The organism is Aurantibacter sp. (genome assembly GCF_042094015.1).
Lineage (GTDB): Bacteria > Bacteroidota > Bacteroidia > Flavobacteriales > Flavobacteriaceae > Aurantibacter.
Map to the genome: position 1 here is coordinate 1 of NZ_JBELDZ010000018.1, position 26,745 is coordinate 26,745.

25 protein-coding genes are annotated in these 26,745 nt (G+C 31.4%); 15 read left to right on the forward strand and 10 right to left on the reverse strand.

Going from position 1 to position 26,745, the window contains the following annotated elements:
• Both ACFDSN_RS04285 and ACFDSN_RS04290 read right to left on the reverse strand, forming a co-directional pair.
• The coding region (locus ACFDSN_RS04285) for a PKD domain-containing protein (protein ID WP_375238594.1) at window positions 1–3,538 on the reverse strand (3,538 nt) is incomplete at its 3' end.
• A 2-nt stretch (window positions 3,539–3,540) separates the two neighbouring features.
• Window positions 3,541–3,999, reverse strand: coding sequence for a hypothetical protein (locus ACFDSN_RS04290; protein ID WP_375238595.1), 459 nt, complete (start codon window positions 3,997–3,999; stop codon window positions 3,541–3,543).
• A gap of 161 nt (window positions 4,000–4,160) precedes the next feature.
• On the opposite strand from ACFDSN_RS04290, the gene folE reads away from it, so the two are divergent.
• From folE to ACFDSN_RS04325, 7 genes are all read left to right on the forward strand, one after another.
• Window positions 4,161–4,835, forward strand: coding sequence for a GTP cyclohydrolase I FolE (folE, locus tag ACFDSN_RS04295; protein ID WP_375238596.1), 675 nt, complete (start codon window positions 4,161–4,163; stop codon window positions 4,833–4,835).
• Window positions 4,836–4,868: 33 nt separating this feature from the next.
• Window positions 4,869–6,350, forward strand: a complete 1,482-nt coding sequence (cysS, locus tag ACFDSN_RS04300) for a cysteine--tRNA ligase (RefSeq protein WP_375238597.1) — start codon at window positions 4,869–4,871, stop codon at window positions 6,348–6,350.
• Between the two features lie 16 nt (window positions 6,351–6,366).
• Complete coding sequence (gene yidD, locus ACFDSN_RS04305) at window positions 6,367–6,588, forward strand: membrane protein insertion efficiency factor YidD (RefSeq protein WP_375238598.1); 222 nt, start codon at window positions 6,367–6,369, stop codon at window positions 6,586–6,588.
• Between the two features lie 159 nt (window positions 6,589–6,747).
• The gene (gene lgt / locus ACFDSN_RS04310; RefSeq protein ID WP_375238599.1) at window positions 6,748–7,680 is read left to right on the forward strand and encodes a prolipoprotein diacylglyceryl transferase; all 933 of its coding nucleotides are present in this window, start codon (window positions 6,748–6,750) and stop codon (window positions 7,678–7,680) included.
• A gap of 1 nt (window position 7,681) precedes the next feature.
• Window positions 7,682–8,170: a DUF192 domain-containing protein gene (locus tag ACFDSN_RS04315; protein ID WP_375238600.1), complete on the forward strand. Its 489-nt coding sequence runs from the start codon at window positions 7,682–7,684 to the stop codon at window positions 8,168–8,170.
• A 67-nt stretch (window positions 8,171–8,237) separates the two neighbouring features.
• A complete protein-coding gene (locus tag ACFDSN_RS04320; protein ID WP_375238601.1) occupies window positions 8,238–8,819 on the forward strand; it encodes a GNAT family N-acetyltransferase in 582 nt (193 codons plus the stop codon).
• A 42-nt stretch (window positions 8,820–8,861) separates the two neighbouring features.
• Window positions 8,862–9,425, forward strand: coding sequence for a GNAT family N-acetyltransferase (locus ACFDSN_RS04325; RefSeq protein ID WP_375238602.1), 564 nt, complete (start codon window positions 8,862–8,864; stop codon window positions 9,423–9,425).
• 126 nt (window positions 9,426–9,551) lie between these two features.
• Here the strand turns inward: ACFDSN_RS04325 and secDF are convergent, their stop codons facing one another.
• From secDF to gyrB, 6 genes are all read right to left on the reverse strand, one after another.
• Window positions 9,552–12,569 carry a protein translocase subunit SecDF gene (secDF, locus tag ACFDSN_RS04330; RefSeq protein WP_375238603.1) on the reverse strand — a complete coding sequence of 1,006 codons (3,018 nt, stop codon included), beginning with the start codon at window positions 12,567–12,569 and terminating at the stop codon, window positions 9,552–9,554.
• A 160-nt stretch (window positions 12,570–12,729) separates the two neighbouring features.
• Window positions 12,730–13,287 (reverse strand): hypothetical protein, encoded by a 558-nt coding sequence (locus ACFDSN_RS04335; protein ID WP_375238604.1) that lies wholly within the window; start codon window positions 13,285–13,287, stop codon window positions 12,730–12,732.
• A 116-nt stretch (window positions 13,288–13,403) separates the two neighbouring features.
• Window positions 13,404–14,069 carry a hypothetical protein gene (locus ACFDSN_RS04340; RefSeq protein WP_375238605.1) on the reverse strand — a complete coding sequence of 222 codons (666 nt, stop codon included), beginning with the start codon at window positions 14,067–14,069 and terminating at the stop codon, window positions 13,404–13,406.
• A gap of 73 nt (window positions 14,070–14,142) precedes the next feature.
• Complete coding sequence (locus ACFDSN_RS04345; RefSeq protein WP_375238606.1) at window positions 14,143–15,069, reverse strand: malate dehydrogenase; 927 nt, start codon at window positions 15,067–15,069, stop codon at window positions 14,143–14,145.
• 140 nt (window positions 15,070–15,209) lie between these two features.
• On the reverse strand, window positions 15,210–16,205 hold the full coding sequence (locus ACFDSN_RS04350) for a DUF6588 family protein (RefSeq protein WP_375238607.1): 996 nt from the start codon (window positions 16,203–16,205) through the stop codon (window positions 15,210–15,212).
• Window positions 16,198–18,147: a DNA topoisomerase (ATP-hydrolyzing) subunit B gene (gene gyrB, locus ACFDSN_RS04355; RefSeq protein ID WP_375238608.1), complete on the reverse strand. Its 1,950-nt coding sequence runs from the start codon at window positions 18,145–18,147 to the stop codon at window positions 16,198–16,200. The genes ACFDSN_RS04350 and gyrB overlap by 8 nt, the downstream gene beginning before the upstream one ends.
• 411 nt (window positions 18,148–18,558) lie before the next feature.
• Here gyrB and ACFDSN_RS04360 point away from each other — a divergent pair, with 411 nt between their 5' ends.
• Window positions 18,559–19,827 carry a YCF48-related protein gene (locus tag ACFDSN_RS04360; RefSeq protein WP_375238609.1) on the forward strand — a complete coding sequence of 423 codons (1,269 nt, stop codon included), beginning with the start codon at window positions 18,559–18,561 and terminating at the stop codon, window positions 19,825–19,827.
• A gap of 72 nt (window positions 19,828–19,899) precedes the next feature.
• Here the strand turns inward: ACFDSN_RS04360 and ACFDSN_RS04365 are convergent, their stop codons facing one another.
• Window positions 19,900–20,529, reverse strand: a complete 630-nt coding sequence (locus ACFDSN_RS04365) for a 7-carboxy-7-deazaguanine synthase QueE (RefSeq protein WP_375238610.1) — start codon at window positions 20,527–20,529, stop codon at window positions 19,900–19,902.
• 118 nt (window positions 20,530–20,647) lie between these two features.
• On the opposite strand from ACFDSN_RS04365, the gene ACFDSN_RS04370 reads away from it, so the two are divergent.
• From ACFDSN_RS04370 to ACFDSN_RS04400, 7 genes are all read left to right on the forward strand, one after another.
• Complete coding sequence (locus ACFDSN_RS04370) at window positions 20,648–22,189, forward strand: helicase HerA-like domain-containing protein (RefSeq protein WP_375238611.1); 1,542 nt, start codon at window positions 20,648–20,650, stop codon at window positions 22,187–22,189.
• A gap of 11 nt (window positions 22,190–22,200) precedes the next feature.
• A complete protein-coding gene (locus ACFDSN_RS04375) occupies window positions 22,201–22,752 on the forward strand; it encodes a hypothetical protein (RefSeq protein ID WP_375238612.1) in 552 nt (183 codons plus the stop codon).
• A 73-nt stretch (window positions 22,753–22,825) separates the two neighbouring features.
• Window positions 22,826–23,506: a YiiX family permuted papain-like enzyme gene (locus ACFDSN_RS04380; protein ID WP_375238613.1), complete on the forward strand. Its 681-nt coding sequence runs from the start codon at window positions 22,826–22,828 to the stop codon at window positions 23,504–23,506.
• Between the two features lie 43 nt (window positions 23,507–23,549).
• Window positions 23,550–23,918 carry a cupin domain-containing protein gene (locus ACFDSN_RS04385; protein ID WP_375238614.1) on the forward strand — a complete coding sequence of 123 codons (369 nt, stop codon included), beginning with the start codon at window positions 23,550–23,552 and terminating at the stop codon, window positions 23,916–23,918.
• Between the two features lie 2 nt (window positions 23,919–23,920).
• The gene (locus ACFDSN_RS04390; RefSeq protein ID WP_375238615.1) at window positions 23,921–24,754 is read left to right on the forward strand and encodes an alpha/beta hydrolase; all 834 of its coding nucleotides are present in this window, start codon (window positions 23,921–23,923) and stop codon (window positions 24,752–24,754) included.
• A gap of 17 nt (window positions 24,755–24,771) precedes the next feature.
• Window positions 24,772–25,638 carry a pseudouridine synthase gene (locus tag ACFDSN_RS04395; protein WP_375238616.1) on the forward strand — a complete coding sequence of 289 codons (867 nt, stop codon included), beginning with the start codon at window positions 24,772–24,774 and terminating at the stop codon, window positions 25,636–25,638.
• Window positions 25,638–26,051, forward strand: a complete 414-nt coding sequence (locus ACFDSN_RS04400) for a VOC family protein (RefSeq protein WP_375238617.1) — start codon at window positions 25,638–25,640, stop codon at window positions 26,049–26,051. Before ACFDSN_RS04395 ends, ACFDSN_RS04400 begins: the two co-directional genes overlap by 1 nt.
• On the opposite strand, the gene ACFDSN_RS04405 is transcribed toward ACFDSN_RS04400, so the two are convergent.
• Window positions 26,037–26,735 carry a TIGR02206 family membrane protein gene (locus ACFDSN_RS04405; protein ID WP_375238618.1) on the reverse strand — a complete coding sequence of 233 codons (699 nt, stop codon included), beginning with the start codon at window positions 26,733–26,735 and terminating at the stop codon, window positions 26,037–26,039. The genes ACFDSN_RS04400 and ACFDSN_RS04405 overlap by 15 nt on opposite strands.
• Between the last annotated feature and the right edge of the window lie 10 nt (window positions 26,736–26,745).

Consider the following 26,745-nt stretch of genomic DNA (forward strand, 5'->3'; position numbering starts at 1 on the left):
GAATTGGCAATGGGTTTATTTCATTTTCCGCATCCATTAATGTTAAATAATAAGTAACAGCATAATCTGTATTGCCTCCTGTAATCTCTGTGTTTTTTACATTTAAATCTATAATCGTAAATCCATCTGGAATCAAATCATCGCAAACTTCTAAAGAGGTAGGGAGAGTTGGTGTGGGCTGCACATAAGTAGTAATAGATAAATTTGTTGTTGTTGGGCAAGAACCATTTGTAGTATAATCTACATTATAGGTAGTCCCAAATTGACCGTTTTCAATTAATCCTGTAACTATATCTATTGTGGCTCCATCTCCTAAATCAGGGTTAAAAGCAAAAACGCCTCCTGTCAAACCAGTAATATTAGCTATAGCTCCATCGCAAGTTGGAGTTAATGTAAAACTAGAGTCGTCTTGAGGTAAAACGGTTACCGTTTCTGTAGTTAAAGTTGGACATGTTCCTGAAGTTGTATACTCTACTGTGTATGTTTCATTTGATACTCCTGAAGTAATTTCCCCAGTAGTAGTATCCAATACTGCGCCATCTCCTAAATCTGGATTAAAAGCAAAAACGCCTCCAGGAGTTCCATTAATAACAACAGTTCCTCCATCGCAAGTTGCTGTATATGTAAAACTTGAGTCTTCAGCTGGAAAAACAAGAACATCTTCCGTACTTGCAATTGGACACAAACCTGAGGTTGTATATTCAATTGTATATGTTGTATTTGGAGTTCCAGAAGTAATTGTTCCTGTTACCGGATCAATAACTGCTGTATCTGTTGGCAATGGATTAAAAGCAAATGTTCCACCAATATCTCCAGTAATAACTACTGTAGCCCCATCACATGTTTGTGTTGTAATAAAACTTGCATCCTCTAAAGGCAAAACAGTTATTCCTACATTAGTAATTGATGGGCAAGAACCTAATATTGAATAATCTACATTATAAGTTACACCTTGAATTCCATTTGTAATAGTTCCTGTTAACGCATCAATAATTGCTGTGTCTGTTGGCACTGGATTAAAACTAAAAGTACCACCATTATCGCCTATAATATTAGCTGTTGCTCCATCACAAGTTGCAGTTAAATTAAATGAAGTATTATTACTATTTAAAACGGTTACTGTTTCTGTTGTTGCACTTGGACAAGTTCCTAATGTTGTATACTCTACTGTGTACGTTTCATTTGGTACTCCTGAAGTAATTTCTCCTGTAGTAGTATCCAATACAGCGCCATCTCCTAAATCTGGATTAAAAGCAAAAACGCCTCCAGGAGTTCCTGACACAACTACTGTTCCTCCATCACAAGTTGCTGTGTATGTAAAACTTGGGTCATCAGCTGGATTGACTACTAAGTCAAAAACTGCAATCGGTGATACAGAAAAACAAGCCGTATCATTAACATCTTCAATTCTAACAAAAATAGGCTGTGGATTAACTGTATTTGTATATGGTGACACCAAACTTGATGTTCCTGCTGTTGCATTAGCTAAAGACAGATAATAAGTTACATTATAATTTGCTGCTGACAAACCACCTAACAAAGAAACATCTTGAGATTCTAAATCAAAAACAGCAAATCCATCATTTGGAAAAGCATCACATTGTTCTAAATTATTAGCAGGTCCAATAGTTGGAGGCATAATTTGGATAGTAATGGTACTCGTATCTGAACAAGCAGTCCCTGTCTGATTTACTGCTACATAAATTATTTCTCCTGGAGTAGCAATATAATTTGTTGTATTGGTGATTTCATTTTGAGGCACATCTGCATCTGCTTGAGAATTATGAAAAGAAACCGTCACTGTTGAAGCATCAACACCAGCGTCTAATACACTTGGTATTTGAGCATCTAAATTAACAGAAGTAGAGCATTGCTGTAAAGTAATATCGTTAGCATTTGCTCCGCCAACATTAACAGTGACATCATCTGTTACAACAACTACATCTCCATTACAATTATTATATGTAACACGAGCTGTATAAGTAGATGTTACGCTAGGGCAAACATTAAAAGTAGGGCTATTAGAAACTACAGTTCCTGAACTATCTAACCATTCAAATGTATACGCATCTGGTCCGTCTGGTGTAAAACGCCAAGCTTCATCTGTTGTTGACCAAGGTGTATCGTCTACGTTCCTTCCTGGTGGAACAAATGCTGTATTACCAGCATCATTTTGAATACCTAAAGCTGCTCTTCCTCCATTAAAAGCAGTACAAGCACTTTTTTCTTTAACATAAATATCAACGACATTTGTTGTTTCATAAAGAACCGCCATATGAGTAGCTTCCAAAGTAGTACATGAAAACATAGGTACTTCAAAATATGCAACCGCTAAAACACGATTAGGTGCAGTTCCAATAATTTCCCATCTTATTTCATTTGTATTATTTACCGAAGGATCTATATCATGGACCGGAGAAAATATATTAGCCTCACCAAGAGTTGGATTTGTATTATTAGGTAGATTATCTCCTGCATTAAGAGCATAACCATTACCTGTATCCGCAGCATCTACATCAAATCTTATCACACCATTAGAACCAACTTGGAACTGTGTTTCTGTATTTGTAAAAAAACAGAAATCAAAAGGCAAATTTTCTACTTGGGCCCAACTATCATCAATATTAGTATTAACTGAATTACTCAAACCATTAAATGCAAAAGGCGGTACAAAAGGTATCTGTTCAAATCTATATGTACTAGTGTCTCCAATATCTAAAAAATCCGCTTGTAAGTCTGTACATTCTCCTGCACAAATATCTACATCATTACCAGCATCTACATTAGGATTACCAACTGTAGATGACCCTACAATAGCTTGTAAGATTATTCTATTTGTACTATTACATGAATTCGCATCAGTAATTGTTAAATTCACATCATAAATCCCAACAGTTGCATATGTATGCATTACTGTTTGACCTGTTGCCGTATTTCCATCACCGAAATCCCATAAATAAGTTGCGCCTGTTCCACTTGTTGAAAAAGTCCCACTACCATTAAAGGTAATAGTATCTCCTAAATCTGACTCTACAGTATTAGGATCTGACAAAGCAGGAGATGTAGAATCTAAAACTGCTGTTATTAATTGACAAGGTGTAAAACAACTTATATCTGCATTCCAACCAACAGTATTACCTGCAGCATCGGATACAAACACAACCGTTAAACAGCCATCTGGGTTTTGAATTCCACCAGGTGTTAATTCTAATTGTGCTTGGATTGTTCCTGGAGAAGATGTTGGTCCTCCAGAAAAGTCTCCTATAAGATCAAATGTAGCATCTGGACCATTATAAATACTTAAAACATCCACATTAGCTTGAGTAGAGAATACAGTGAAGTCTAACTGAACATTATCTCCAGCAGTTGTTGGACAAAAAGTTATTGTAAAATTTTCGTCGTTACTGTAAAGTCCTGATTGTCCTCCTGAATCAGAAAAAACACCCATACATTGATTAAACGTACCGTTTTGCATAGAAACATCTTGTGCAAAAGCACAATATGAAAACACGTATATTACTAGTAGTAATTTTTTCATAACTATTTTTTAAATTGAGATTCAACAACCAAAACATAATTGGTATTATCTATTCTAACTTTATAACTTTCTTTTGAAAAAAAAGTAAAATTGTATTTTAAAACATTAAAAGTTTCCCTATCAAAAATTAAGTCTTTTTTAGGGTTTTTATTAAAATCTGTAAAAAATCCAATTGAAGATAATTTAGGATAGCTTTTTAATTTTTCTTCATAAGGAACATAAATAAAACAAACTCTATTTCTTAGTAAATGTTTAAAACGCCTTGAAGCATTAACATCTTTATCAATAACACTTATATATTCTTGAGAAAAAGCTTCACTCAAAAAAACACGTTCTTTTTTAGTAAAATCTAAATCAATATTTTCTGGATATTGAACAAACTTTTGCTCTTTGTTTTTTAAATTTTGAGCTCCAACTAAACTTAAAGACAACAATACAGTTGCTAGTATTGTAAATTTCATAATCTTTTTCATAACAATGTAGAATTGAGTAATTGGTAAATTTAAAAAATTAATAATACTTTAATGTTAAAATTCAATGAAATCGTAGATTTTATAGGTTAAAGCTACTTTTAAAAATCGATTTACTTATCTTTACAAACTAATTTTTTTAGTATTAAATAATGACAAAATTTACGACTGAGCAAGTAGACGATTTAGGGGAAAACCACATAGGAACATCTTCTGATACTCCTTTAAGAGCTGATGCTTTCGATATTTCTGATTCAGACAAGATAGAATCTATAAAAAAAGATGTAACTAATATATTAAACACATTAGGTTTAGACTTAACGGACGATAGTTTAAAAGGAACACCAAATCGTGTGGCTAAAATGTTTGTTAATGAAATTTTTGGAGGTTTAAATCCTGCAAAAAAACCAAGCGCTTCTGTTTTTGACAACAAGTATAAATATGGTGAAATGTTAGTAGAAAAAAACATTACTGTATATTCTACTTGTGAACATCATTTACTACCAATTGTTGGTCGCGCTCATGTAGCTTACATTTCTAATGGAACTGTTGTTGGCTTATCTAAAATGAATAGAATTGTAGATTACTTTTCTAAAAGACCTCAAGTCCAAGAACGCTTAACTATTCAAGTCGTTAAAGAACTTAAAAAAGTTTTAGGAACAGAAGACGTTGCCTGTGTAATAGACGCTAAACATTTGTGTGTAAATTCTCGTGGAATTAGAGACATTGAAAGCAGTACCGTAACATCAGAATTTGGTGGTAAATTTCAAGAAAAAGAAACGAAACGTGAGTTCTTGGATTACATTAATATGGACACAAATTTCTAAAACAAATCAGATTAATATTTTAAGAATAAACAAATGCAACTTTACAAACAGCATAACATAAAAATTTACAATTCGCTTACCGGCGAAAAAGAGCTTTTTACACCAATAAATAAAGATTATATTGGAATGTATGTTTGTGGACCAACTGTTTACAGTAACGTTCATTTAGGAAATGTTAGAACGTTTATGTCTTTTGACATGATCTTTAGATACTTTAAACATTTAGGCTATAAAGTTCGTTATGTTAGAAATATTACCGATGCTGGACATTTAGAAAACGATGCAGATGTTGGCGAAGACAAAATCACTAAAAAAGCACGTTTAGAGGAAATTGAACCTATGGAAATCGTGCAACGTTACACGGTAGATTTTCATAACATTTTAAACATCTTCAATTTTCTTCCACCAAGTATAGAACCTACAGCAACTGGACATATTATAGAGCAAATAGAGCTAATTAAAACTATTATAAAAAATGGTTTTGGTTACGAAATAAATGGTTCTGTTTATTTTGATGTCCATAAATATAACGAAACAAATAATTACGGGATTTTAAGCAAACGTAAGCTTGAAGATTTAATTCATAACACCAGAGAATTAGACGGACAATCGGACAAACGAAATCCTCAAGATTTTGCACTATGGAAAAAAGCTGAACCTACTCATATTATGCGTTGGCCAAGTCCTTGGAGCGATGGTTTTCCTGGATGGCATTTAGAATGTACAGCAATGAGTACAAAATATCTTGGCGAACAATTTGACATTCATGGTGGCGGAATGGACTTAAAGTTTCCGCATCACGAATGTGAGATTGCTCAAAACCAAGCAGCTATTGGAAAAGCACCTGTAAATTACTGGATGCACGCCAATATGCTAGAGCTTAATGGCGCTAGAATGTCTAAATCTACTGGAAACATTATTAATCCAAACGAATTACTTTCTGGGAAAAACGAAATTATGTCGCAAGCATTTAGCCCAAGCGTTATTCGTTTTTTCATGATGCAATCGTCTTACCGAAGCGTTTTAGATTTAACAAACGATGGGTTATTAGCCTCAGATAAAGGTTTTAATCGCTTAATGGAAGCAGTAAAATTAGTCGCAGATATTTCGGCTTCAAACACATCAACATTTAATGTTCAAGAATGGATACAGAAATGTTATGATGCTATGAATGATGATTTTAATACGCCTATTTTAATTGCACATTTATTTGAAGCTGTAAAAGTTATAAATGGATTAAAGGAAGAAAAATCATCTTTAACCCTAGAAGATTTAACGCTTTTTAAACAAACAATAAATGTATTTGTTTTTGATATTTTAGGACTTCAAACAGAAACACAAAGCAATGAAAAAGGCGCTAGTAAACTAAACGGAACTGTAGAATTATTAATACAACTACGTCATGAAGCTCGTGCTAATAAAAATTGGGCATTATCAGACCAAATTAGAGACCAATTATTAGAGTTAGGCATTAAACTTAACGATGGTAAAGATGGCACAACATTTAATCTATAAATTAAAGGCGCACGTTATGAAAAAACTCTTAATTGCGCCTTTTTTATTTCTTATAAAAATATACAAAACATTTATATCTCCATTTACTCCAGTTACGTGTAGATACCAACCAACTTGCTCTAGCTACACAAAAGAAGCTTTAGAAAAGCACGGTTTATTAAAAGGTAGTTGGCTTGGATTAAAACGTATATTTAGTTGTCATCCTTGGGGGAAATCTGGTTACGATCCAGTTCCTTAAACATATTAGTATGCTATTCTCTAAAATAAAATTATAAAACAGTTTAAGATAAACTATCTCGCTTTAAACTTAACTACAACTATAGCTTTGGTTAAAAATTAGAAATTCACTTTTTAAAAACTTAAGATATAGTATATTTACATCACATAAAAAACACGTATGCACTTATTAACTTTCGATTGGAATCCAACCACAGGTATAGATATTATAGGAAATTTTAAAATTCACTTCTACAGCTTAATGTGGATTGTAGCCTTTTTAGTTGGTTATAGAATTATGAAATACATCTTTAAGCATGAAAACGTTGCCGAAGAAAATCTAGACCCATTATTTATGTATACGGTTTTAGCAACAATGCTTGGCGCACGTTTAGGTCACGTAATATTTTATCAAACCGAACTTATTTTTCAAGATCCATTAAGTGTTATTTTACCATTTAAATTTGTTGGCGGTTTTGAATTTACAGGATTTCAAGGTTTAGCAAGTCATGGCGCAGCAATTGGAATTATTGTTAGTATGTATTTATATCGTAAAAAATACAACTACAAGTCTCTAATGTGGATATTAGATCATATTGTAATACCCGTAGCTTCTGGAGCTGTATTTATTAGAATGGGAAATTTTATAAACTCTGAAATTATTGGTAAAGTAACAGATAGTAATTTAGGTGTAAGATTTGTACAAGATTACTATACCAAAAGAGCTATAGTAAAAGAAACAGGTATTACAGATTATAAAGAAGCTTATGCAGCAGTAACTGACAATCCAAAATTTGCTCATTTATTAGAGGCTATTCCATTTAGACATGCAGCTCAACTATACGAATCTTTTAGCTACATATTTGTATTTGCAATCTTATGGTTTTTCTATAAAAAAACGAATAAAGGTGAACAATCTGGTTTCTTGTTTGGGTTATTTTTAGTTTTACTATGGACGGTAAGATTCTTTGTGGAGTTCATAAAAGAAGCACAAGTTGTTGGTAGAGAAGATTGGATTCTAGGTCTAAACACAGGACAAATATTAAGTATCCCTTTTATTATTATTGGTCTTTATTTTATGTTTGCTTACAAACCTAAAACGGTTGTTAAGTAATATGAAACTTTATATTTACAGCCTTTCAATTGCTTTTAGTATACTAGTATTCTCCTGTAAAAAGGAACAAAATAGTATTACAACAAAAGTAGAAGATGTTGTATTCACAAAAGAAGGAAAACTCACACTAACAAACGACTCTACAAAAACGGTAATTACTCAATTAGACATAGAATTTGCAGAAACCGAATACGAAACTCAAACTGGTTTAATGTATAGGAATTCAATGAAACAAAACCAAGGTATGCTCTTTATTTTTAAAGACGAAAAACCTAGAAGTTTTTATATGAAAAACACACGTATTCCTTTGGATATTATTTACATAAATGCAAATCAAAAAATAGTGAGTTTCCAAGAAAACGCAGAACCGTTTAATCAAAACTCCTTACCTTCTAACAAAGGAGCAAAATATGTTTTAGAAGTTAATGCTGGATTAGCAAAACAATGGAACTTACAGGTTGGCAATTCTATATCCTATATAAAAATGTAGGTATTACAAAAAGATTAATACATTTGTAAGTAATAACAACACTACTAAACTAAACAAAAAAAACAAATTGAGGAAAGCAACTGCAGCAGACAAGCAATTAGTTTCAGAAATATTAGTTTCTGCATTTTCCCCATTAGAAGAAAGTAGCGCTATAAATCTTGTTGTAAAACAAGATAAGAAAAGAATTAAGCGTATGCTTATTTTAATGGAATATCTTTTTGAAACAGCAATGTTATTTGGTGAGATTTACATTTCTGATAACAATAAAGCTTGTTTATTACTTAAGTATCCACTTAATGAAAAAGTTACATTAAAAACAATTGGTTTAGATATTAAATTAGCTTTTAAATGCATTGGATTAGAACGTGTTTTTGGCGTATTAAAAAGACAGCGAATTACAAAAAAACACGCTCCAAAAGAACACTATATTAGGCCTATGATTTTAGGTTCCAAAAACGATTCAATTGGAAAGGGAACTGCTGCTAGATTAATGATGGAAGTTCGACTAAAATTTAAAGACAACAAATTACCTGTAATAACTGACGCTGCATCTGAGGACAACGCTAAAATGTATCAGAAATTTGGTTTTAGAATTACCAAAACAGATGAATCCTTAGGCTTTCCAATTTACTTTTTAAGACTGAATTAATAGATTTAGTACACTAATTTACATTCAAAATATTTTAACGATTTGTACAGAAAGAAATACTTGTTTAAATCCGAAAGACTTGGTTATAGAAATTGGACTGAAAACGATTTAGCTGAATTTGCCAAAATTAACTCAGATAAAGAAGTTATGGAACATTTTCCAAAACCATTAACTAAAAAAGAAACATTTGAGTTTATTGAGCGACTTAAAACACATTATAAAACAAATGGCTATAATTACTTTGCTACAGAAATTTTAGAAACAGGTGAATTAATTGGCTTTATAGGATTAGCACATCAAGATTACATATCAGATTTTACACCTGCTACAGATATTGGTTGGCGATTAAAGAAGAGTGCTTGGGGAAATGGTTATGCTACCGAAGGTGCTAAAAAATGTCTTGAATATGCTTTTACAGAATTAAAATTAAATCACATAATTTCATTTTTTACAGAGAAGAATATAAAATCAGAAAAAGTGATGCTAAAAATTGGTATGACAAAAGCAGGCGTTTTCAATCATCCAAAGTTAAAAGATTATCCTGATTATGAAAAATGTATTTGTTACAAAATCACAAAACGTGATTGGCTACTTATAAATAAGTAATACATTTTTAATTTCATACCATATAATTATTTTTTTCTTTAGAGTTTATATTTAAATAAAATTGTCCTAAAAAAAATGCCTTAACTTTCGTTAAGGCATTTTAATATAGTTTAATTCAAAAACTGATTATTTTACTACTGTTTCATCAATTTCAACTTCTTTAGCTTTTAAAGATTCAGCTGCGCTTCCACGTTTAGCTGTATCATACATTATTGGAGTTGCAATAAATAAAGAAGAATATGTTCCAACTATTACACCTACAATTAATGCAAACATAAAGCCTTGAATAGATTCTCCTCCAAAAGTAAATATTGCTAATAACACTACTAATGTTGTTAAAGATGTATTTAAAGTACGACTTAATGTACTACTTAAAGACTTGTCAATAACTTTAGCAAATTCCATTCCTGTATACTCATTAAAGTACTCACGAATTCTATCAAAAACAACAACCGTATCATTTAAAGAATATCCAATTACAGTAAGAATTGCCGCAATAAACGCTTGGTCTATTTCCATAGAGAAAGGCATAAACTTATATGTTATAGAGAAAACTCCTAATACAATTAATACATCATGGAATACTGCTGCAACAGCTCCAAGAGAGAATTGCCATCTCTTAAATCTAAATAATATATATAAGAACACTACAATTAAAGACCCTAAAACAGCCCAAAATGAAGCTTTTTTAATATCATCTGCAATAGATGGAGAAACTTTGTACTGCTCCATTATACCTACTTGCTTAAACTCATTTGTATTATCTATAAATTGAGCATAAGTCAAACCTGGTAAATGTGGTTGCAAAGCTGTAAATAACTTTGTTCTAATTTCCTCATCTACTTCTTTAGCGGTTTCGTCTACTTTGTATTTAGTAGTTATATTTAAATCGTTGTTTTCTCCAACAGTTTTAGCTACAGCACTTCCAAAAACATCTGGCTTAGATAAGTCTGCAGAAATTTCGGCAGCACTAACCTCTTGAGCAAAACGAACTTTGTAAGTTCTTCCTCCAACAAAATCCACACCTTGATCTAAACCAACAGTAAATAATGATCCTAAACTTGCAATAATTAATGCTCCAGAAATAACGTAAGCAATCTTACGTTTTCTTAAAAACTCAATATTAATATTTCTAAACAAGTTTTTTGTAGCTCCAGTACAGAATGTTAAAACACCACCTTTACTAGCGCTCCAATCTATCAATAAACGTGTAATAAATATGGCCGTAAATAATGAAGTACCAATACCTATTAATAACGTAGTAGCAAATCCTTTAATTGGACCTGTACCAAATAAGAATAAAATTAATGCAGTTAAACCTGTCGTTATGTTAGCATCTAAAATAGATGATAATGCATTACTAAATCCATCTTGAATTGCAGAAGCTTGATCTTTGCCTTTTGCTAATTCTTCTTTAATACGCTCAAAAATAAGAACGTTTGCATCTACAGACATACCAATGGTTAATACAATACCTGCAATTCCAGGTAATGTTAATACTGCTCCTATTCCTGATAATACACCAAAGATTAATAAGATGTTAAATAACATTGCAATATCTGCATAAATACCTGCTTTTCCATAATAGAAAATCATCCACACTAAAACTAACGCTAATGCTATTAAGAAAGACATTGTTCCTGCGTCTATAGCTTCTTGACCTAAAGATGGTCCAACAACATCACTTTGAATAATATCTGCTCTTGCAGGTAATTTACCAGCACGCAATACGTTTGCTAAATCTACCGCTTCATTTAATGTAAAGCTTCCAGAAATTTCTGTTCTTCCTCCAGAAATCGCTCCATTACTATTTGGTGCAGATTGGACAACGTTATCCAAAACTACAGCAATTTGTCCTTGATTCTTAAATGCTGTTTCTGTAATTTTCTCCCAAACCTTAGAACCTTTTGCATTCATCTGCATGGTTACTACAGGTTTATTTAATTGGTTGTATTCTTGACGAGAATCATCCACAACGCCACCAGTTAATTCTGGCTTATTATCTCTATTCCCTTTTATAGCATAAAGCTCTACCAACTCGCTATCTTTACTTTCTTTACCAAATAAAAACTTTGCAAATTTTAATTCAGAAGGTAAAACTGCTTTAACTTCTTTAGAGTTTAACATCTCTAAAACAGTAGCTCTATCTGCTTTATTAAACATTGCTACAACTGGTCCACCTTGATAACCTTGACCTTTAATTAAATCTAATAACGGATTAACCTCTAAAATAGTTTCATCTTCTCCACCTGTTAAAGCCGCAATAGCTTTATCCTCTTCAGATAATTCTTCTTCAACTGATTCTTCCGAAACATCTTCTGTAGTTTCAGTTTTTGCTTTTAAAACTTCGTTTGCTTGAACAATAAAAGGTAAAACCTCTTGTCCTTTAAATGGATACCAAAACTCTAATTCTGCAGTACTTGTAATTAAATCTGTAGCTCTTTCAACATCTTTAACTCCAGGCAATTCTACTAAAATACGTCCAGTTGTTCCTAAGCGCTGAATATTAGGAGAAGCAACTCCAAATTGATCAATACGTGTGCGTAACACCTCTAAAGCCGAAACTATAGATTCGTCTACTTTACGACCTAAGACTTCTTTTATTTTATCATCAGAATCGTTTGGACTAATTCCTTCTGTTTCTGCTAAAGAACGTGTTGCAAAAACATCTGGAGACGCTAATTTCTTATCGCCTTTAACAGCATCAAAAGACGTATAAAAATCTTCTAAATACGTGTTTTGAGAATCCTTCTGTAACTCATCTGTATCGTTTAATGCTTGTCTAAAAGCTGGATCTTTAGAGTTATTCGCTAAACCAATTAAGATATCTTTTACAGATACTTGTAAAATTACATTTAAACCACCTTTAAGGTCTAATCCTAATTTCATTGAATTCTCTTTTACTTCAGAAAATGTACTTCCTAAAAATACAGATTCTTTAGACTGAGATAATGAATCTAAATAATTTGCTGTTAAGCGACTAACTTGTTGATTTGCATCTTTTGCTGATGCATCTACTTGACTTGTTGCGTATGCGCTAGCGTTACTTTCTTCTGCGTTGTTTTTAAATGTAAACGACAGTTGATAAATACTTACTAAACCGAATAATATCGCAAAAAGTGTTACTAAACCTTTATTTTGCATAATTCTTATTGTTTTATGGTCAAATTTTAAACCGAGCAAATATATAATTTACTAGAAAATCTGACAATTATTTAATTGTTTAAATGATTGTTTTTTAGGTGAAATACCTATGTGCTTTTTCAGGATTGAATTACTGTTGAAAAGTCACTTTAAAATGAAGTTATACTCTTGGTCCAGCTCTTACTTCTGGAATATTATGAAGCGTATTACTTAAACAGAATACAATATTTTGCTTTAAAGCAACTGTATTCTTAATAGCAACAGCTAAATCTTTATACTTTATAGGTTGAAGTGCTGTATAAACATTTGGATTTGCCGAACGATCAAATTCACTTTTATGTTCTATAATTTTTTTATGATCAAAACCTGAAATTGGTCTAGTTGGTTTATTAATCTCGTATATATCTAATTTGATATTAGAGTTATTTGAGATATCAGAAAGTTTATAAATTAATGACTGTATTTTTAAAACACCTTGATCACTATTATAATTTAGTGTTAAGTTACCGTTTTCATCTTTAGACATTAAAACATTTGTAGCTCCTAAATCTAATAGCTGTAATTCTACTTCCTGTATAGTTTTATTAACATCTTGAGATGATACAAACTCCGAAAAATGAAATTTTATTTCCTGATTAGGCACAGAAAATCTTTGTTGGTTAACAACAAAAAACAACAACATTGCAATTAATCCGCCAAAAAGACATTTAGTTTTCACGCTGTAAATATAAGGATTATTGATGAAAGACCAGTATTTGAAATAAATAGGAGGAAATATTTATAAACAAAAAAGCAACTCGAAAGTTGCTTTTTTAATTCGTAATTAAATATTATTTATTGCTTAACTGCATCCGCTGCTTTATAACCTTCTGGAATTGTCATATCAAATTTATCATCCGAAACTGTTTCTTTTACAATTTCAGTGACTTCATTTGTAATATTAAGAACCATTCCCATTTGATTCACTTTCCCTTTGGTTAAAAGTGGCATCCCTTTTATCTTACTAGCATAAGCAATATTTTGAGCCGTAATTGCCATAGAAATTTCATCTGTAACAAATAACTCCATTTCCATCTTAACTCCATTAGTCATCATTGTCATAAAATATTGTTTACACTCGTATCCTAATATTGTTTTAGTTTCTGTTCCCTTATTTACTTCAATCTTTTGATCACCAACCTTTGCCTCTAAATCTCCTTTAGAAGATTTTTCGTAGGTTTTCCCCATCATTGGATTATTCATTAAAACCAAAACCTCATCTGTTTTTGAAGCATAAACAGATACTATATCTCCTGTCATAGGACTCTTTATTTCTGTTCTTGAATTAGACGCCTTAACATATTGAGTCATTGACATAATACCCATTAATGCCAATTGAGATTGCATTTGTGGATCATCTGAAGACATTGTTTGTTGTGAAACTATTTTACCCTCAAAATTAGATTGTGCAACTGTTACAAATGTGATTAATAACAATGCTAACTGAATTACTTTTTTCATTTTTTTTCTGTTTTAACAAAAAAACAAAGACTGTATTGATACAGTCTTTATTTCTTATTTGATTTAAAATATATTATAGTTCTAATAAACCATTAGTTGCTTTTACACCAACTGCAGACTCTGCTAGTTTTGCTTTTTCTGCATCTGTTAAGCTAATTTCAACAATTCTATCAATTCCATTTACTCCTAAAACACAAGGAACTCCTATAGCTAAATCAGACAAACCAAACTCACCATCTAATAATGCCGAACAAGGAAAAATCTTTTTAGTATCGCAAGCAATTGCTTGAACCATTCCTGATACTGCTGCTCCAGGCGCATACCAAGCAGATGTTCCTAATAAACCTGTTAATGTAGCTCCACCGACTTTAGTGTCTTGAACTACTTGATCCATTCGTTCTTCAGATAAAAACTCTGAAACAGAAACACTATTTCTAACTGCTTTACCTATTAATGGCACCATACCTTTATCGCTATGTCCACCAATTACCATTCCATCAACATCGCTTATTGGCGCACCTAAAGCTTCTGCTAATCTATATTTAAAACGTGCAGAATCTAAAGCTCCACCCATTCCAATAATTCTATTTTTTGGTAAACCTGTTGTCTTATGAACTAAATAAGTCATTGTGTCCATTGGATTACTAACAACAATAATTATTGTGTTTGGAGAATTTTGGATTAAACTAGATGATACTGATTTTACAATACCTGCATTAATTCCAATTAATTCCTCACGAGTCATTCCTGGTTTTCTAGGAATACCAGATGTAATTACACAAACATCAGATCCCGCAGTTTTAGAATAATCGTTTGTAACTCCTGTTATTTTAGTATCGAAACCATTTAATGAAGCTGTTTGCATTAAATCCATTGCTTTACCTTCTGCAAAACCTTCTTTAATATCTAATAATACTACTTCACTTGCAAAGTCTTTAATTGCTATATATTCTGCACAACTTGCTCCTACTGCTCCTGCTCCAACTACTGTTACTTTCATATTTATTTTTCTTTATTTAAGATAGTTATTAATAATTTTATAAAAATAATAATTATATTTTGTTAAAACGAAAAAACTCAAGGGTTTATATTTCCGTTTTAATTATTTATGCTTTAATTCGTTTTTTTAGCTCAAAAAAACTATTTCTCTATTCCTAAATCAACATTTCTTTTGTTAAAACAATAGTTAACACCAAAATTAAGATTAGAATAATCACCAACAGTAAACATTGTATTTACAGAAAAATTATTAAATCTATAATTAACATTAAAATCTGCTTTAAAATTAGTTTTTGATGTATTTAAAGTTGCTAATGATTGATTTAATATCTCTAAAAGCAACTCTCCTGTTCCACTTACCTTATAATCAAATTTTGATGATGTTAATCCTAAAGATGATGAAAAATCAAAATTCTTATAACTTTTAGAACCTACCAAATTAAATCCGAAAGTTTCTCCATCTACAGCAATACCGTTTATTGTTCCTAATTGTAAATTAGCAGCATTAAATGTATCCTCAACAGATGTATTTGAATAATTGAATAACACTCCAAAATGATATGAACTCTCTTTTAACGATTTTATCCATTGATTTAAATGATGTGAAACTCCAAAACCAAAAGACTGATAATTAGTATCGTTGATTTTAATATTTGGCGCATAACGCACAATTAAGTTTGTTTGTTTCCACAAACCAACACTAGCTTGCAATTGCCCATGTTTTACCGTTTTTTCATTAATTCCTTCAGGAGCATCAAACTCGAAAGAGTCACCATTAATACTTCCTTCTAAAACTACAACATCATCATTCCCTAAAGCTGTTGGAATATATGCGAATGTTGATGAACCTTGTATTTGAATATTTTGAAGTTCTGATTCATTTACCAAAAAAGTCTTATTCTTATTAGTAATCAACAACAAATTATATTGTAAAGAGGCTTCAATTTCAAAGATTTTTTTAGGCGTAAAATTAGTATACCAACCTCCAGAAGACTGATATGTTGGTGCCTCTGCCGCAGGTGTAATATATTTTTCTGTAAGAAAAATTAAATCACTCGCTACAGCATTAATATCATTTAATTGTGCTTGAGCAGAAAAACCACTCAAGCTAATTAATATAAAAAATAACTTACGCATCAATATTAGCGTAAACTGCATTTTTCTCAATAAATTCACGTCTTGGCGGAACCTCATCTCCCATTAACATAGAAAACACTCTATCTGCCTCTATACCATTATCTATTTGGATTTGACGTAACGTTCTAAATTCTGGGTTCATTGTTGTATCCCATAACTGAGTTGCATTCATTTCTCCAAGACCTTTATAACGCTGAATTTTTGCACCATCGCCATATTCTGCCATCAAAGCTAAACGCTCTTCATCGTTCCAAGCATACTGTTTTTTTGCTCCTTTTTTAACTAAAAACAAAGGTGGTGTTGCAATATAAACGTGTCCATTTTCAATTAGTTCTTTCATATAACGGAAAAAGAACGTTAAAATTAAAGTTTCAATATGAGAACCATCTATATCAGCATCACACATTATTACAATTTTATGGTAACGTAATTTTGAAAGGTTTAAAGCTTTACTATCTTCTTCTGTTCCTATAGTAACACCTAAAGCTGTAAATATATTTTTAATTTCTTCGTTTTCAAAAACCTTGTGTGTCATTGCTTTTTCTACGTTAAGAATCTTACCTCTTAATGGTAAAATAGCTTGAAAAGCACGATCTCTACCTTGCTTAGCTGTTCCGCCTGCAGAATCTCCCTCGACTAAATACACTTCACATTTAGCAGGATCTTGCTCAGAACAATCTGATAATTTACCAGGCAAACCACCAATACTCATTACTGTTTTACGCTGAACCATTTCACGTGCTTTTTGAGCTGCGTGACGTGCTTGAGCTGCTAAAATAACTTTTTGAACAATAATTTTGGCATCATCTGGATTTTCCTCTAAATAATCTGATAACATTTCTGAAACAGACTGACTTACCGCTGCAGAAACTTCACGATTACCCAATTTTGTTTTAGTCTGACCTTCAAATTGTGGTTCTTGCACTTTTACAGAAACAATTGCAGTTAAACCTTCACGGAAATCATCTCCAGCAATATCAAACTTTAATTTGTCTAACATTCCTGATTCGTCAGCGTATTTTTTAAGCGTATGTGTTAATCCACGACGGAAACCAGATAAATGTGTCCCTCCTTCATGCGTATTAATATTATTTACATAAGAATGTAAATTTTCAGCATAAGATGTATTATAAATCATAGCAACCTCAACCGGTACACCATTTTTCTCACCTTCAAAAGCAATAACATCTTTCATTAATGGATCTCTAGACGCATCTAAGAACTTAATAAATTCTTTTAAACCTTCTTCAGAATGAAATGTTTCACCTTCAAAAGAACCATCTTCTTTAGTCGCTCTTTTATCAACTAAATGAACTGTGATTCCCTTATTTAAATAAGCCAATTCACGCATACGGCTTGCAAGCGTATCGTAATTATATTCTAAAGTTTGTTTGAAAATAGTTGAATCTGGCTTAAAAGTAACAATTGTTCCTCTTTTATCCGTATCACCTATGGCCTTTACAGGGTACATAGATTTACCACGTTCATATTCTTGCTCCCAAATTTTACCGTCTCTATAAACCGTTGCTCTTAAATGTTCAGAAAGTGCATTTACACAACTTACACCAACACCATGAAGTCCACCAGATACTTTATAAGAATCCTTATCAAACTTTCCTCCTGCACCAATTTTAGTCATTACAACCTCTAATGCCGAAACACCTTCTTTTTTGTGCAAACCAACAGGAATACCACGACCATCATCTTCTGTGGTAATTGAATTATCCTCGTTAATAGTAACTGTAATATTATTACAATGTCCTGCTAACGCCTCATCAATCGAATTATCTACAACCTCATATACTAAATGGTGTAAACCTCTAACACCAACATCTCCAATATACATTGAAGGACGCATTCTTACGTGCTCCATCCCTTCTAATGCCTGAATACTATCCGCTGAATATCCTTCCTTATTGAACTCTTCTTTTGCTTCGCTCATATATTTATTATTACTTATTTCAAATTAACATTAAATAATTACTCAACTAAAAATGAGCAACACACAAATATAATAAAAAACAAAGCTTATTCTAAGAGTTTATAGCGTACAAAACTCTTTTTATCAACAATTGTTAATTTCAACAAAAAAGCCTAAAAATGCTTAAAAACAGCCTTAAATTAAATCTTTCTATTTTTACAACAACTCAACTAATAGATATTTTAAGCAAAACACCTTAGAAGCTATAATTTAACAATATTAAAGGTTGGTTTTTATTCTGTTTTCAACTTATTTCTTCTATAACACTCTGGAAGAACTATTACTATTATTAATAACAACTTATTCAACACAACAAATAAAAAATTTCAATTAAAAAATTCTACAGTATATTTGTATACTGAATAATATCTTATGAAACATTTATTACTATTCTTATTTATTAGTTCTTTTAGTTATAGCCAAACTTGGCAATCTGTTCCTAACCTTCCGGAAAACACAAATGGAACTAGATTTGATGATGTGTTTTTTTTAAACGAGAATCTTGGATGGGCTCTAAATGGTTATGCCGCTAGAGCCTACAAAACTACAGATGGAGGGCTAAACTGGACACTTCAAGTTACTCAAGGTGACCTAGGTGGTAGTTTTTATTTTAGAAACATAGAATTCTTAGATGCAAATATTGGCTTTATTGGAACCATAAACAATAGTTTTTTTAAAACAGTAGATGGCGGAGATAACTGGTCAAGAGTTGATGCTATTACTCCTTATCCTGCTGCTATATGTGGAATTAACGCAGTACAAGGCACTTCAACTATATATGCTTGTGGCGCTTACTTCTCTCCTGCTTACATTATAAAATCTATAGATAGCGGCTTAACTTGGAGCAGTACAGATATGAGCGCTTATGCTAATACACTTGTAGAGCTTAAGTTTGTTGATGAAAACATAGGCTACGCAGCAGGAAGCAGTACTAACGGAGCTAATGTTTTAAAAACTATAGATGGAGGATTAAACTGGACAGAAGTCTACAATTCTAATATTATAGGTGAGTATATCTGGAAATTACAATTTGTAGAAAATAATCCAAATATTATTTATGGTTCTTTATACGCTACAGGAACTAATCCAGGAAAACTAGTAAAATCTTTTGACGCTGGTTTAACATGGGTAGCTTTAGATGCGCCAGAAACTGACATTCAAGCGGTTGGTTTTATTTCTCAAACCAAAGGTTGGATGGGCGGACACAATACTGGTTTTTTCGAAACAATAGACGGTGGAACAACTTGGACAGATATTAGTACTGGAGGAAACCTAAATAGAATTATGGTTTTAAGCCCTACAAAAGCATATGCATCAGGATCTACTATTTACAAATACACCACTGAATCTTTAGGGACTGAAGATATTAACGATTTAAGAAATGAATTAGCTATAAAATTAAATTCTAATCCTGTTCAAAATAATTTAGAGCTTTCAATAGATTTTAGAGCTGCAGACAAAATGGTTATTGAATTGTATAATACAAATGGCAAATACCTTAAACTACTAAGTAGAGATCATATCAGTAATTCAGGTATTAAAGAATATAAATTTAATGTTAGTGAATTATCCTCTGGAAGCTATATAGTAACCTTCCATAGCAACACAGGTAGAAGTTCGAAGAAATTTATAAAAAGTTAAACACATTACATCTCTGCAAACAAAAAGACCAACTATTTAGTTGGTCTTTATGTTTTAAATTAAATATATTTTTTATGGAATATTCAAATACTTATGTGTTTGTAAAGAGATTTTCCATTGCGGATGTTTCATTACATAATCTACAATTTCCGGAACTACTTTATCACGTTTACTCCATTCTGGTTGTAAGTACAAAATACAATCTTCACTTACTTTAGCAGCTTGTTCCTCAGCAAAACGAAAATCGTCTTGGTTATAAACAATTACTTTTAACTCGTTTGCTTTATCGTAAACACTTTGCTTTGGTAACTTTAGTTTTTTAGGAGATAAACAAATCCAATCCCAAGTTCCACTTAGCTCATAAGCGCCAGAAGTTTCTATATGAACTTGCATATTTTTAGCTCTTAATTGGCTTGTTAACTCAGTCATATCCCAAGTTAGTGGCTCTCCACCAGTAACTACAATTGTATCACTAAACTTTTTAGCATTAGCAACAATAGTTTCGGTTTTTGTTGGCGGATGTAAATCTGCGTTCCAACTTTCTTTAACATCACACCAATGGCAACCAACATCGCAACCACCAACTCTAATAAAATAAGCTGCAGTTCCTTTATGGAAACCTTCACCCTGTATAGTATAAAATTCCTCCATTAAAGGTAAAAGCAATCCTTTATCTACTAATTGTTGCGTATCTTTTTTCATAGTCTGCAAATATAACTAAACACTATAAATAACAAAGTCATTCCTTAAAAGTATTCATTCCTTAGTTTGGTTTTTATTGCTAAAAATTTAGCGTACTTTTATGCCAAATTATAATTTTATGAGTCGCAAAGAAGCCTTTTTTAATCATATTCAAGAAGGAAACACTTTTAAAGGAGATTTTATAACCCTTGGTTCCGCTATGTTAGATGGCGAAACAGTAAAAGATGCTTTTGTTAAAATCCCATTAAAAACATTAAATCGTCACGGATTAATCGCAGGTGCAACTGGTACAGGGAAAACAAAATCTTTACAGGTTTTAGCAGAGAATTTAAGTGAAAAAGGTATACCTGTTTTACTTATGGATATTAAAGGTGATCTAAGTGGAATTGCGCAACCAAGTCCAGGACACGCTAAAATTAATGAACGTCACGAAAAAATTGGACTTCCCTTTAACAGTAAAAGTTTCCCTGTTGAATTATTAACGCTTTCTGAACAAAATGGCGTTAGATTACGAGCAACAATAAGCGAATTTGGTCCAGTTTTAATTTCAAGAATTCTTGATGTTACAGAAACACAGGCCGGAATTATTTCTGTTGTTTTTAAATATTGCGACGACAATAAATTACCTCTTCTTGATTTAAAGGATTTTAAAAAGATTTTGAATTACGCCACTAATGAAGGAAAAGAAGAATTCACAGAAGAGTACGGAAGAATATCATCTAGCTCCACAGCAGCGATTCTTAGAAAATTAATTGAGATTGAACAACAAGGTGGAGATATTTTCTTTGGTGAAAAAAGTTTTGAAGTTGAAGATTTAACACGTCACGATGAAAATGGAAACGGATATATTAACATTTTACGTTTAACAGATATTCAAGATAAACCTAAGTTGTTCTCTACATTTATGTTAAGTCTTTTAGCTGAAATCTATGAAACATTTCCTGAGCAAGGCGATTCTGGTCAACCAGAATTAGTGTTGTTTATAGATGAAGCACACTTAATTTTCAATAATGCATCTAAAGCGCTTTTAAGCCAAATAGAAAGTATTGTAAAATTAATTAGAAGTAAAGGTATTGGGATTTACTTTGTTACTCAAAACCCAACTGATGTTCCTGAAGAAGTTTTAGGTCAATTAGGATTAAAAATTCAGCACGCGTTAAGAGCTTTTACGGCAAAAGACAGAAAAGCCATAAAATTAACCGCACAGAATTATCCAGATACAGAATATTATGACACTGCAGATGTACTTACCTCTTTAGGTATTGGAGAAGCACTGGTTAGCGCCTTAGACGAAAAAGGAAGACCTACACCATTAGCTGCTACTATGATGCGTGCACCAATGAGTAGAATGGATGTACTAACACCTAAAGAATTATCTACTTTAATAAACGAATCTGATTTAGTCAAAAAGTACGCAGAAAATATAGACAGAGATAGCGCTTACGAACTTTTAAACAAGAAAATAGAAGAAGCAGAAACCATTAGAAAAAAAGCTAAAGCTCAAGAAGAAGCTAGAAAAGAAAAAGAACGCAAATCAACTTACACATCTCGTAGAACAACTACAAGACGCAGCACAGCACAAAATCCAATAGTAAAAGTATTAACAAGTGCTACTTTTATTAGAGCGGTTTTTGGTATTCTAAAAAAAGTAATTAAATAATAAAACTCATTATGAAAAACATATTATTCACTTTAACTATCGTTGGACTTATTGCAATGTCTTGCTCTAAATCTCCAAACCGTTTTGCTATAGAAAATCACAGTATTGGTTTATTAACAGATTCAACTCAAATTAAAGATTTAGCAACCATATTTGACTTAGATTCTGTGGTTAACCTTTCTAAAGGAAATAAATTCACAGACAGAATAAACGATATTGATGTTTTTGAAAAAGGCGGAAAACTACTATTAACTCTTTCTCCTAAATCTGTTTCAGATAGCACCTCAACCATTGAAGCAATTAAAGTTTATGACAAACGTTTTAAAACGACAGAAGGTATAAATACTGAAAGTACTTTTGGCGATATCAAAACAAAAATGAAGATTAAAAAAATTGAAAATACTATTAGAAACATTGTTGTTTTCTTAGAGAATTCTCCCGTATATTTAACTATAGATAAAAAAGAATTGCCCGCAGAATTTCAATTTGATATGTCTAAAAAAATTGAAGCAATTAATATTCCTGATACTGCTAAGATTAAGTATTTTATGATTGGTTGGTAATTTAGTTATCAGTAATTTAGTCTACAGTAGGCAATATTACTTTTGTTTTTAAATTCTTCTTAAATTTATAAAAATGAAAAAAATCATATTTACAATATTAGCATTAGGAATATTAGCCTTTGGTCTTTATTGGAGTATTGAATTTTTTCAATTTGCAAAAGGAGTAAAAGCAGATACACCAAAATTTGTAGAACAATTCCTTAAAAATGAAATTCAAAATGGTGACATTATTTTTCAAACTTCAAAATCAAGTCAAAGTAAAGCTATACAACTTGCAACAAACTCTAAGTATAGTCATATGGGAATTATCTATAAAATTGACAATCAATTTTACGTCTACGAAGCTGTACAACCTGTAAAATTAACTTTTCTTAAAAATTGGATAAATCGTGGTAAAAACAGACATTATGTTATAAAACGACTTAAAAACTCAGCTAAAATCCTAACTCCAGAAACTTTAGTAAAAATGAGACAAGTTGGAGATAAATATAAAGGTAAAAATTATGATCTTTATTTTGAATGGTCTGATGATAAAATTTATTGCTCGGAACTTGTTTGGAAAATATATAAAGAAGGCGGAAATATTGAAATTGGAAAACTTGAAGAATTATCAGATTTCGATTTAAATCATAAAGTTGTAAAACAAAAAATGAAAGAACGTTATGGAGATAATATTCCAATGGGAGAAAAAGTAATATCTCCAGCACAAATGTTCAACTCAAACAAATTGAAAACTGTATTTAAAAATCATTAAATTCTTTTAATTGTCTAATCATTCTATGAAATAATAATTAAAAATGAGCAAAAAATATCACATTCAAAATTCACCATTTATAGTTCCAACTACAGACGGAAAAGTTATTGAAGAACATTTTGGACAAGCCACAGATGGTAATAAAAACATAAGTATTGCACATATGATTGCGCCAGCTGGTTGGAGCGAACCTTATCAGACTCCAGAATTTGACGAGTACACGTATATTATTCGTGGAAAAAAACAATTTATAATTGATGGTGAAATCATTATTCTTGAAGCTGGACAAAGCATTAAAATAGAAAAACACACCAGAGTACAATACTCTAATCCATTTGTAGAAGCTTGCGAATATATGGCTATTTGTACACCAGCGTTTTCTATGGATTTAGTAAACCGTGAAGCCGAATAATTATGAGTCAACTTTTAATAAAATCTATTGGTACAGGATTAAATAGCTTAAGTTATGTTGCTCCGAAAGCAAGTATAAAAAAAGCGTTAAAATTATTTTCTACACCTAGAAAAGGTCGTGTTTCTAAGAATCAAAATGAATTTTTAAGCACATCAGAAGAAAAAACTATTTTCTACAACAGTTTTCCTATTCAAACCTACCATTGGGAAACAAAAAATCCAAAAGGCACTATTTTATTAGCACATGGCTGGGAAAGCAATAGTTTTAGATGGAAAAAACTTTCTAAACAATTAATAGAACAAAATTATAATATTATAGCAATAGATGCTCCAGCGCACGGAAAATCTGGCGATAAAACATTTACAGCAATACAATACGCTGCTTTTTTAAACGAAGTTTGTAATACATATAATCCAAATCATATTATTGGTCATTCGGTTGGTGGAATGGCAAGCATCTTCTTTTTACACGATTACCAAAATACGTCGATTGAAAAGTTAATTACACTTGGAGCACCATCTGAATTTGATCAAATATTTTTGAACTATACTAATATGATGGGTTACAACAAAACTATCAGCAAGGGTCTAGACAATTACATCTTTGATAACTTTGGCAAATTTCCATCAGAATTTTCTTCGGCTAAATTCAGTGAAAAGATTTCAGCTAAAGGCTTAATAATTCACGATATTAAAGACAAAATAATTCCTTTTAAAGAAGCAGAATTAATTCATAAGCACTATAAAAACTCAACCTTATTAAAAACAGAAGGATTTGGTCACGGCTTAAAAGACCAAAGTGTAAATGATGCTATAATTAAATTCTTAAATCAATAATAGACTATCTTTGCTCTATGGAAGAAAAATTGACACGTCTAAATAAATTTTTAAGTGAGGTTGGTTATTGCTCTCGTAGAGAAGCAGATCGCTTAATAGATGCTGGTAGAGTAACTATTAATGGCGTTGTTCCGGAAATGGGAACTAAAGTTACAACGACTGATAACGTAGAAGTAGATGGTAAAGTAATAAACGAACGCAAAACGGACTTTGTATATTTGGCTTTCCATAAACCAACAGGTATTGTTTGTACTACAGATACGCATGTAGAAAAAGACAATATTATAGATTATATAAATTACCCAAAACGTATTTTTCCTATTGGACGTTTAGATAAACCTAGTGAAGGCTTAATTTTTATGACTGATGATGGAGATATTGTAAACAAAATTCTTAGAGCGAATAATAATCACGAAAAAGAATATATAGTTACAGTTGACAAAGCTATTTCTCAGACGTTTATAGAACGAATGAGTAAAGGTATTTATATTGAAGATTTAGACAAAACAACAAAACCTTGTATTGTAACTAAAATTACACCAACTAAGTTTAAAATTATTTTAACGCAAGGTTTAAATCGTCAAATTCGTAGAATGTGTGATTACTTAAATTACGAGGTTTTAACTCTAAAACGTACGCGAATAATGAATATCCCACTTGATATTCCTGTTGGAGAATATCGAGAATTTACTTCTGAAGAATTAAAAACTTTAAACGAACTTTTGGAGTCTTCTACAAAAACTTACGAATCTAAGCTAGTAGAACGTGAAGGAAGAAGATCTCCAAAAAGAGATCGAACAAAATCCGATTCTAAGCCAGAAGAAGCTCCAGAACCAACATCTGAACCAAGAATAATAAGAAACACTATAAATAGAAGAAAATAATGCCACAACCTTTTCATTTAGCTATTCCTGTAACTAACCTTGAAGAATGTCGTGTGTTTTATCGCGATATTTTAAATTGTGAAGAAGGCAGAAGTAGTAATCATTGGGTTGATTTTAATTTCTTTGAACACCAATTAGTGATTCATTTAGACGAAAATAAAACTGAAGCAGTATCTAATCCTGTAGATGGGAAAGAGGTTCCTGTTCCTCATTTTGGTGTTGTTTTAGAATGGGATATCTTCCACAATTTTGCAGAAAATTTAAAACAAAAAAACATAAACTTTATAATAGAACCTTATATAAGATTTGAAGGTTTAGTTGGCGAACAAGCTACTATGTTTTTTAAAGATCCGTCTGGAAATGCTTTAGAATTTAAAAGTTTTAAAGATCAAACTCAATTATTTGCTAAATAGCTTAACTTCTGATGCTTTAAAAATTAGAAAAACGACAATAAAAGCTACTAATAAAATAACATCGGCTTTAAATACATAATAAGGCCAATCTCCTAAATAATCTAAAATAGAAGTAGATTTTGGTTTTTGGTTTAAATAACCATAATTAGAATTCAACACTTTATTTAATCCAAAAATTATTGCCACATATACTTGGAACGCTAAAAAAGATTTTAAAACACTACGCCATTTAGGTCGTAATTTAAAAACAATAATTTCATAACTTATAATTACTAATAAGCCTAAGTGTACAATCCAATATCTAAAATAATCAAAACTAGGAAAACCAATTTCTATATCTGGCGTAATTACACCTTGTAATGTTCCTACAATAATCCAGAACACTAAAACCTCGAACATCCAAAAACGTCTGCAATAAGTATATACTGGAATTAGTATTGCTAACAAACTACACAGATATAAAGGTAAATCCTCCTGAATACTATAACTATCAAATAGTGCCTTCTTTAAATGAAAAACAATAACTACTAAAGAAACAAAAAGAGATAATAAAAAACTAATCCGTTCTTTAATTGTATTAGATTTTGACTTCGCTAACTTTACGATAACTACAGCAATTATTACAGCTAATATTATGGGAATAATATGCTCTACACTACCTATTTTAACTCTATATAAATCCATAAAAAAACCT

Excerpts from the sequence above, each read along its gene's own strand:
- ACFDSN_RS04290 (WP_375238595.1), bottom strand. The coding sequence starts at position 3,999 with ATGAAATTTACAATACTAGCAACTGTATTGTTGTCTTTAAGTTTAGTT.
- folE (WP_375238596.1), top strand. The coding sequence starts at position 4,161 with ATGACAAAATTTACGACTGAGCAAGTAGACGATTTAGGGGAAAACCAC.
- cysS (WP_375238597.1), top strand. The coding sequence starts at position 4,869 with ATGCAACTTTACAAACAGCATAACATAAAAATTTACAATTCGCTTACC.
- yidD (WP_375238598.1), top strand. The coding sequence starts at position 6,367 with ATGAAAAAACTCTTAATTGCGCCTTTTTTATTTCTTATAAAAATATAC.
- lgt (WP_375238599.1), top strand. The coding sequence starts at position 6,748 with ATGCACTTATTAACTTTCGATTGGAATCCAACCACAGGTATAGATATT.
- ACFDSN_RS04315 (WP_375238600.1), top strand. The coding sequence starts at position 7,682 with ATGAAACTTTATATTTACAGCCTTTCAATTGCTTTTAGTATACTAGTA.
- secDF (WP_375238603.1), bottom strand. The coding sequence starts at position 12,569 with ATGCAAAATAAAGGTTTAGTAACACTTTTTGCGATATTATTCGGTTTA.
- ACFDSN_RS04340 (WP_375238605.1), bottom strand. The coding sequence starts at position 14,069 with ATGAAAAAAGTAATTCAGTTAGCATTGTTATTAATCACATTTGTAACA.
- ACFDSN_RS04345 (WP_375238606.1), bottom strand. The coding sequence starts at position 15,069 with ATGAAAGTAACAGTAGTTGGAGCAGGAGCAGTAGGAGCAAGTTGTGCA.
- ACFDSN_RS04350 (WP_375238607.1), bottom strand. The coding sequence starts at position 16,205 with ATGCGTAAGTTATTTTTTATATTAATTAGCTTGAGTGGTTTTTCTGCT.
- gyrB (WP_375238608.1), bottom strand. The coding sequence starts at position 18,147 with ATGAGCGAAGCAAAAGAAGAGTTCAATAAGGAAGGATATTCAGCGGAT.
- ACFDSN_RS04360 (WP_375238609.1), top strand. The coding sequence starts at position 18,559 with ATGAAACATTTATTACTATTCTTATTTATTAGTTCTTTTAGTTATAGC.
- ACFDSN_RS04365 (WP_375238610.1), bottom strand. The coding sequence starts at position 20,529 with ATGAAAAAAGATACGCAACAATTAGTAGATAAAGGATTGCTTTTACCT.
- ACFDSN_RS04370 (WP_375238611.1), top strand. The coding sequence starts at position 20,648 with ATGAGTCGCAAAGAAGCCTTTTTTAATCATATTCAAGAAGGAAACACT.
- ACFDSN_RS04375 (WP_375238612.1), top strand. The coding sequence starts at position 22,201 with ATGAAAAACATATTATTCACTTTAACTATCGTTGGACTTATTGCAATG.
- ACFDSN_RS04380 (WP_375238613.1), top strand. The coding sequence starts at position 22,826 with ATGAAAAAAATCATATTTACAATATTAGCATTAGGAATATTAGCCTTT.
- ACFDSN_RS04385 (WP_375238614.1), top strand. The coding sequence starts at position 23,550 with ATGAGCAAAAAATATCACATTCAAAATTCACCATTTATAGTTCCAACT.
- ACFDSN_RS04390 (WP_375238615.1), top strand. The coding sequence starts at position 23,921 with ATGAGTCAACTTTTAATAAAATCTATTGGTACAGGATTAAATAGCTTA.
- ACFDSN_RS04395 (WP_375238616.1), top strand. The coding sequence starts at position 24,772 with ATGGAAGAAAAATTGACACGTCTAAATAAATTTTTAAGTGAGGTTGGT.
- ACFDSN_RS04400 (WP_375238617.1), top strand. The coding sequence starts at position 25,638 with ATGCCACAACCTTTTCATTTAGCTATTCCTGTAACTAACCTTGAAGAA.
- ACFDSN_RS04405 (WP_375238618.1), bottom strand. The coding sequence starts at position 26,735 with ATGGATTTATATAGAGTTAAAATAGGTAGTGTAGAGCATATTATTCCC.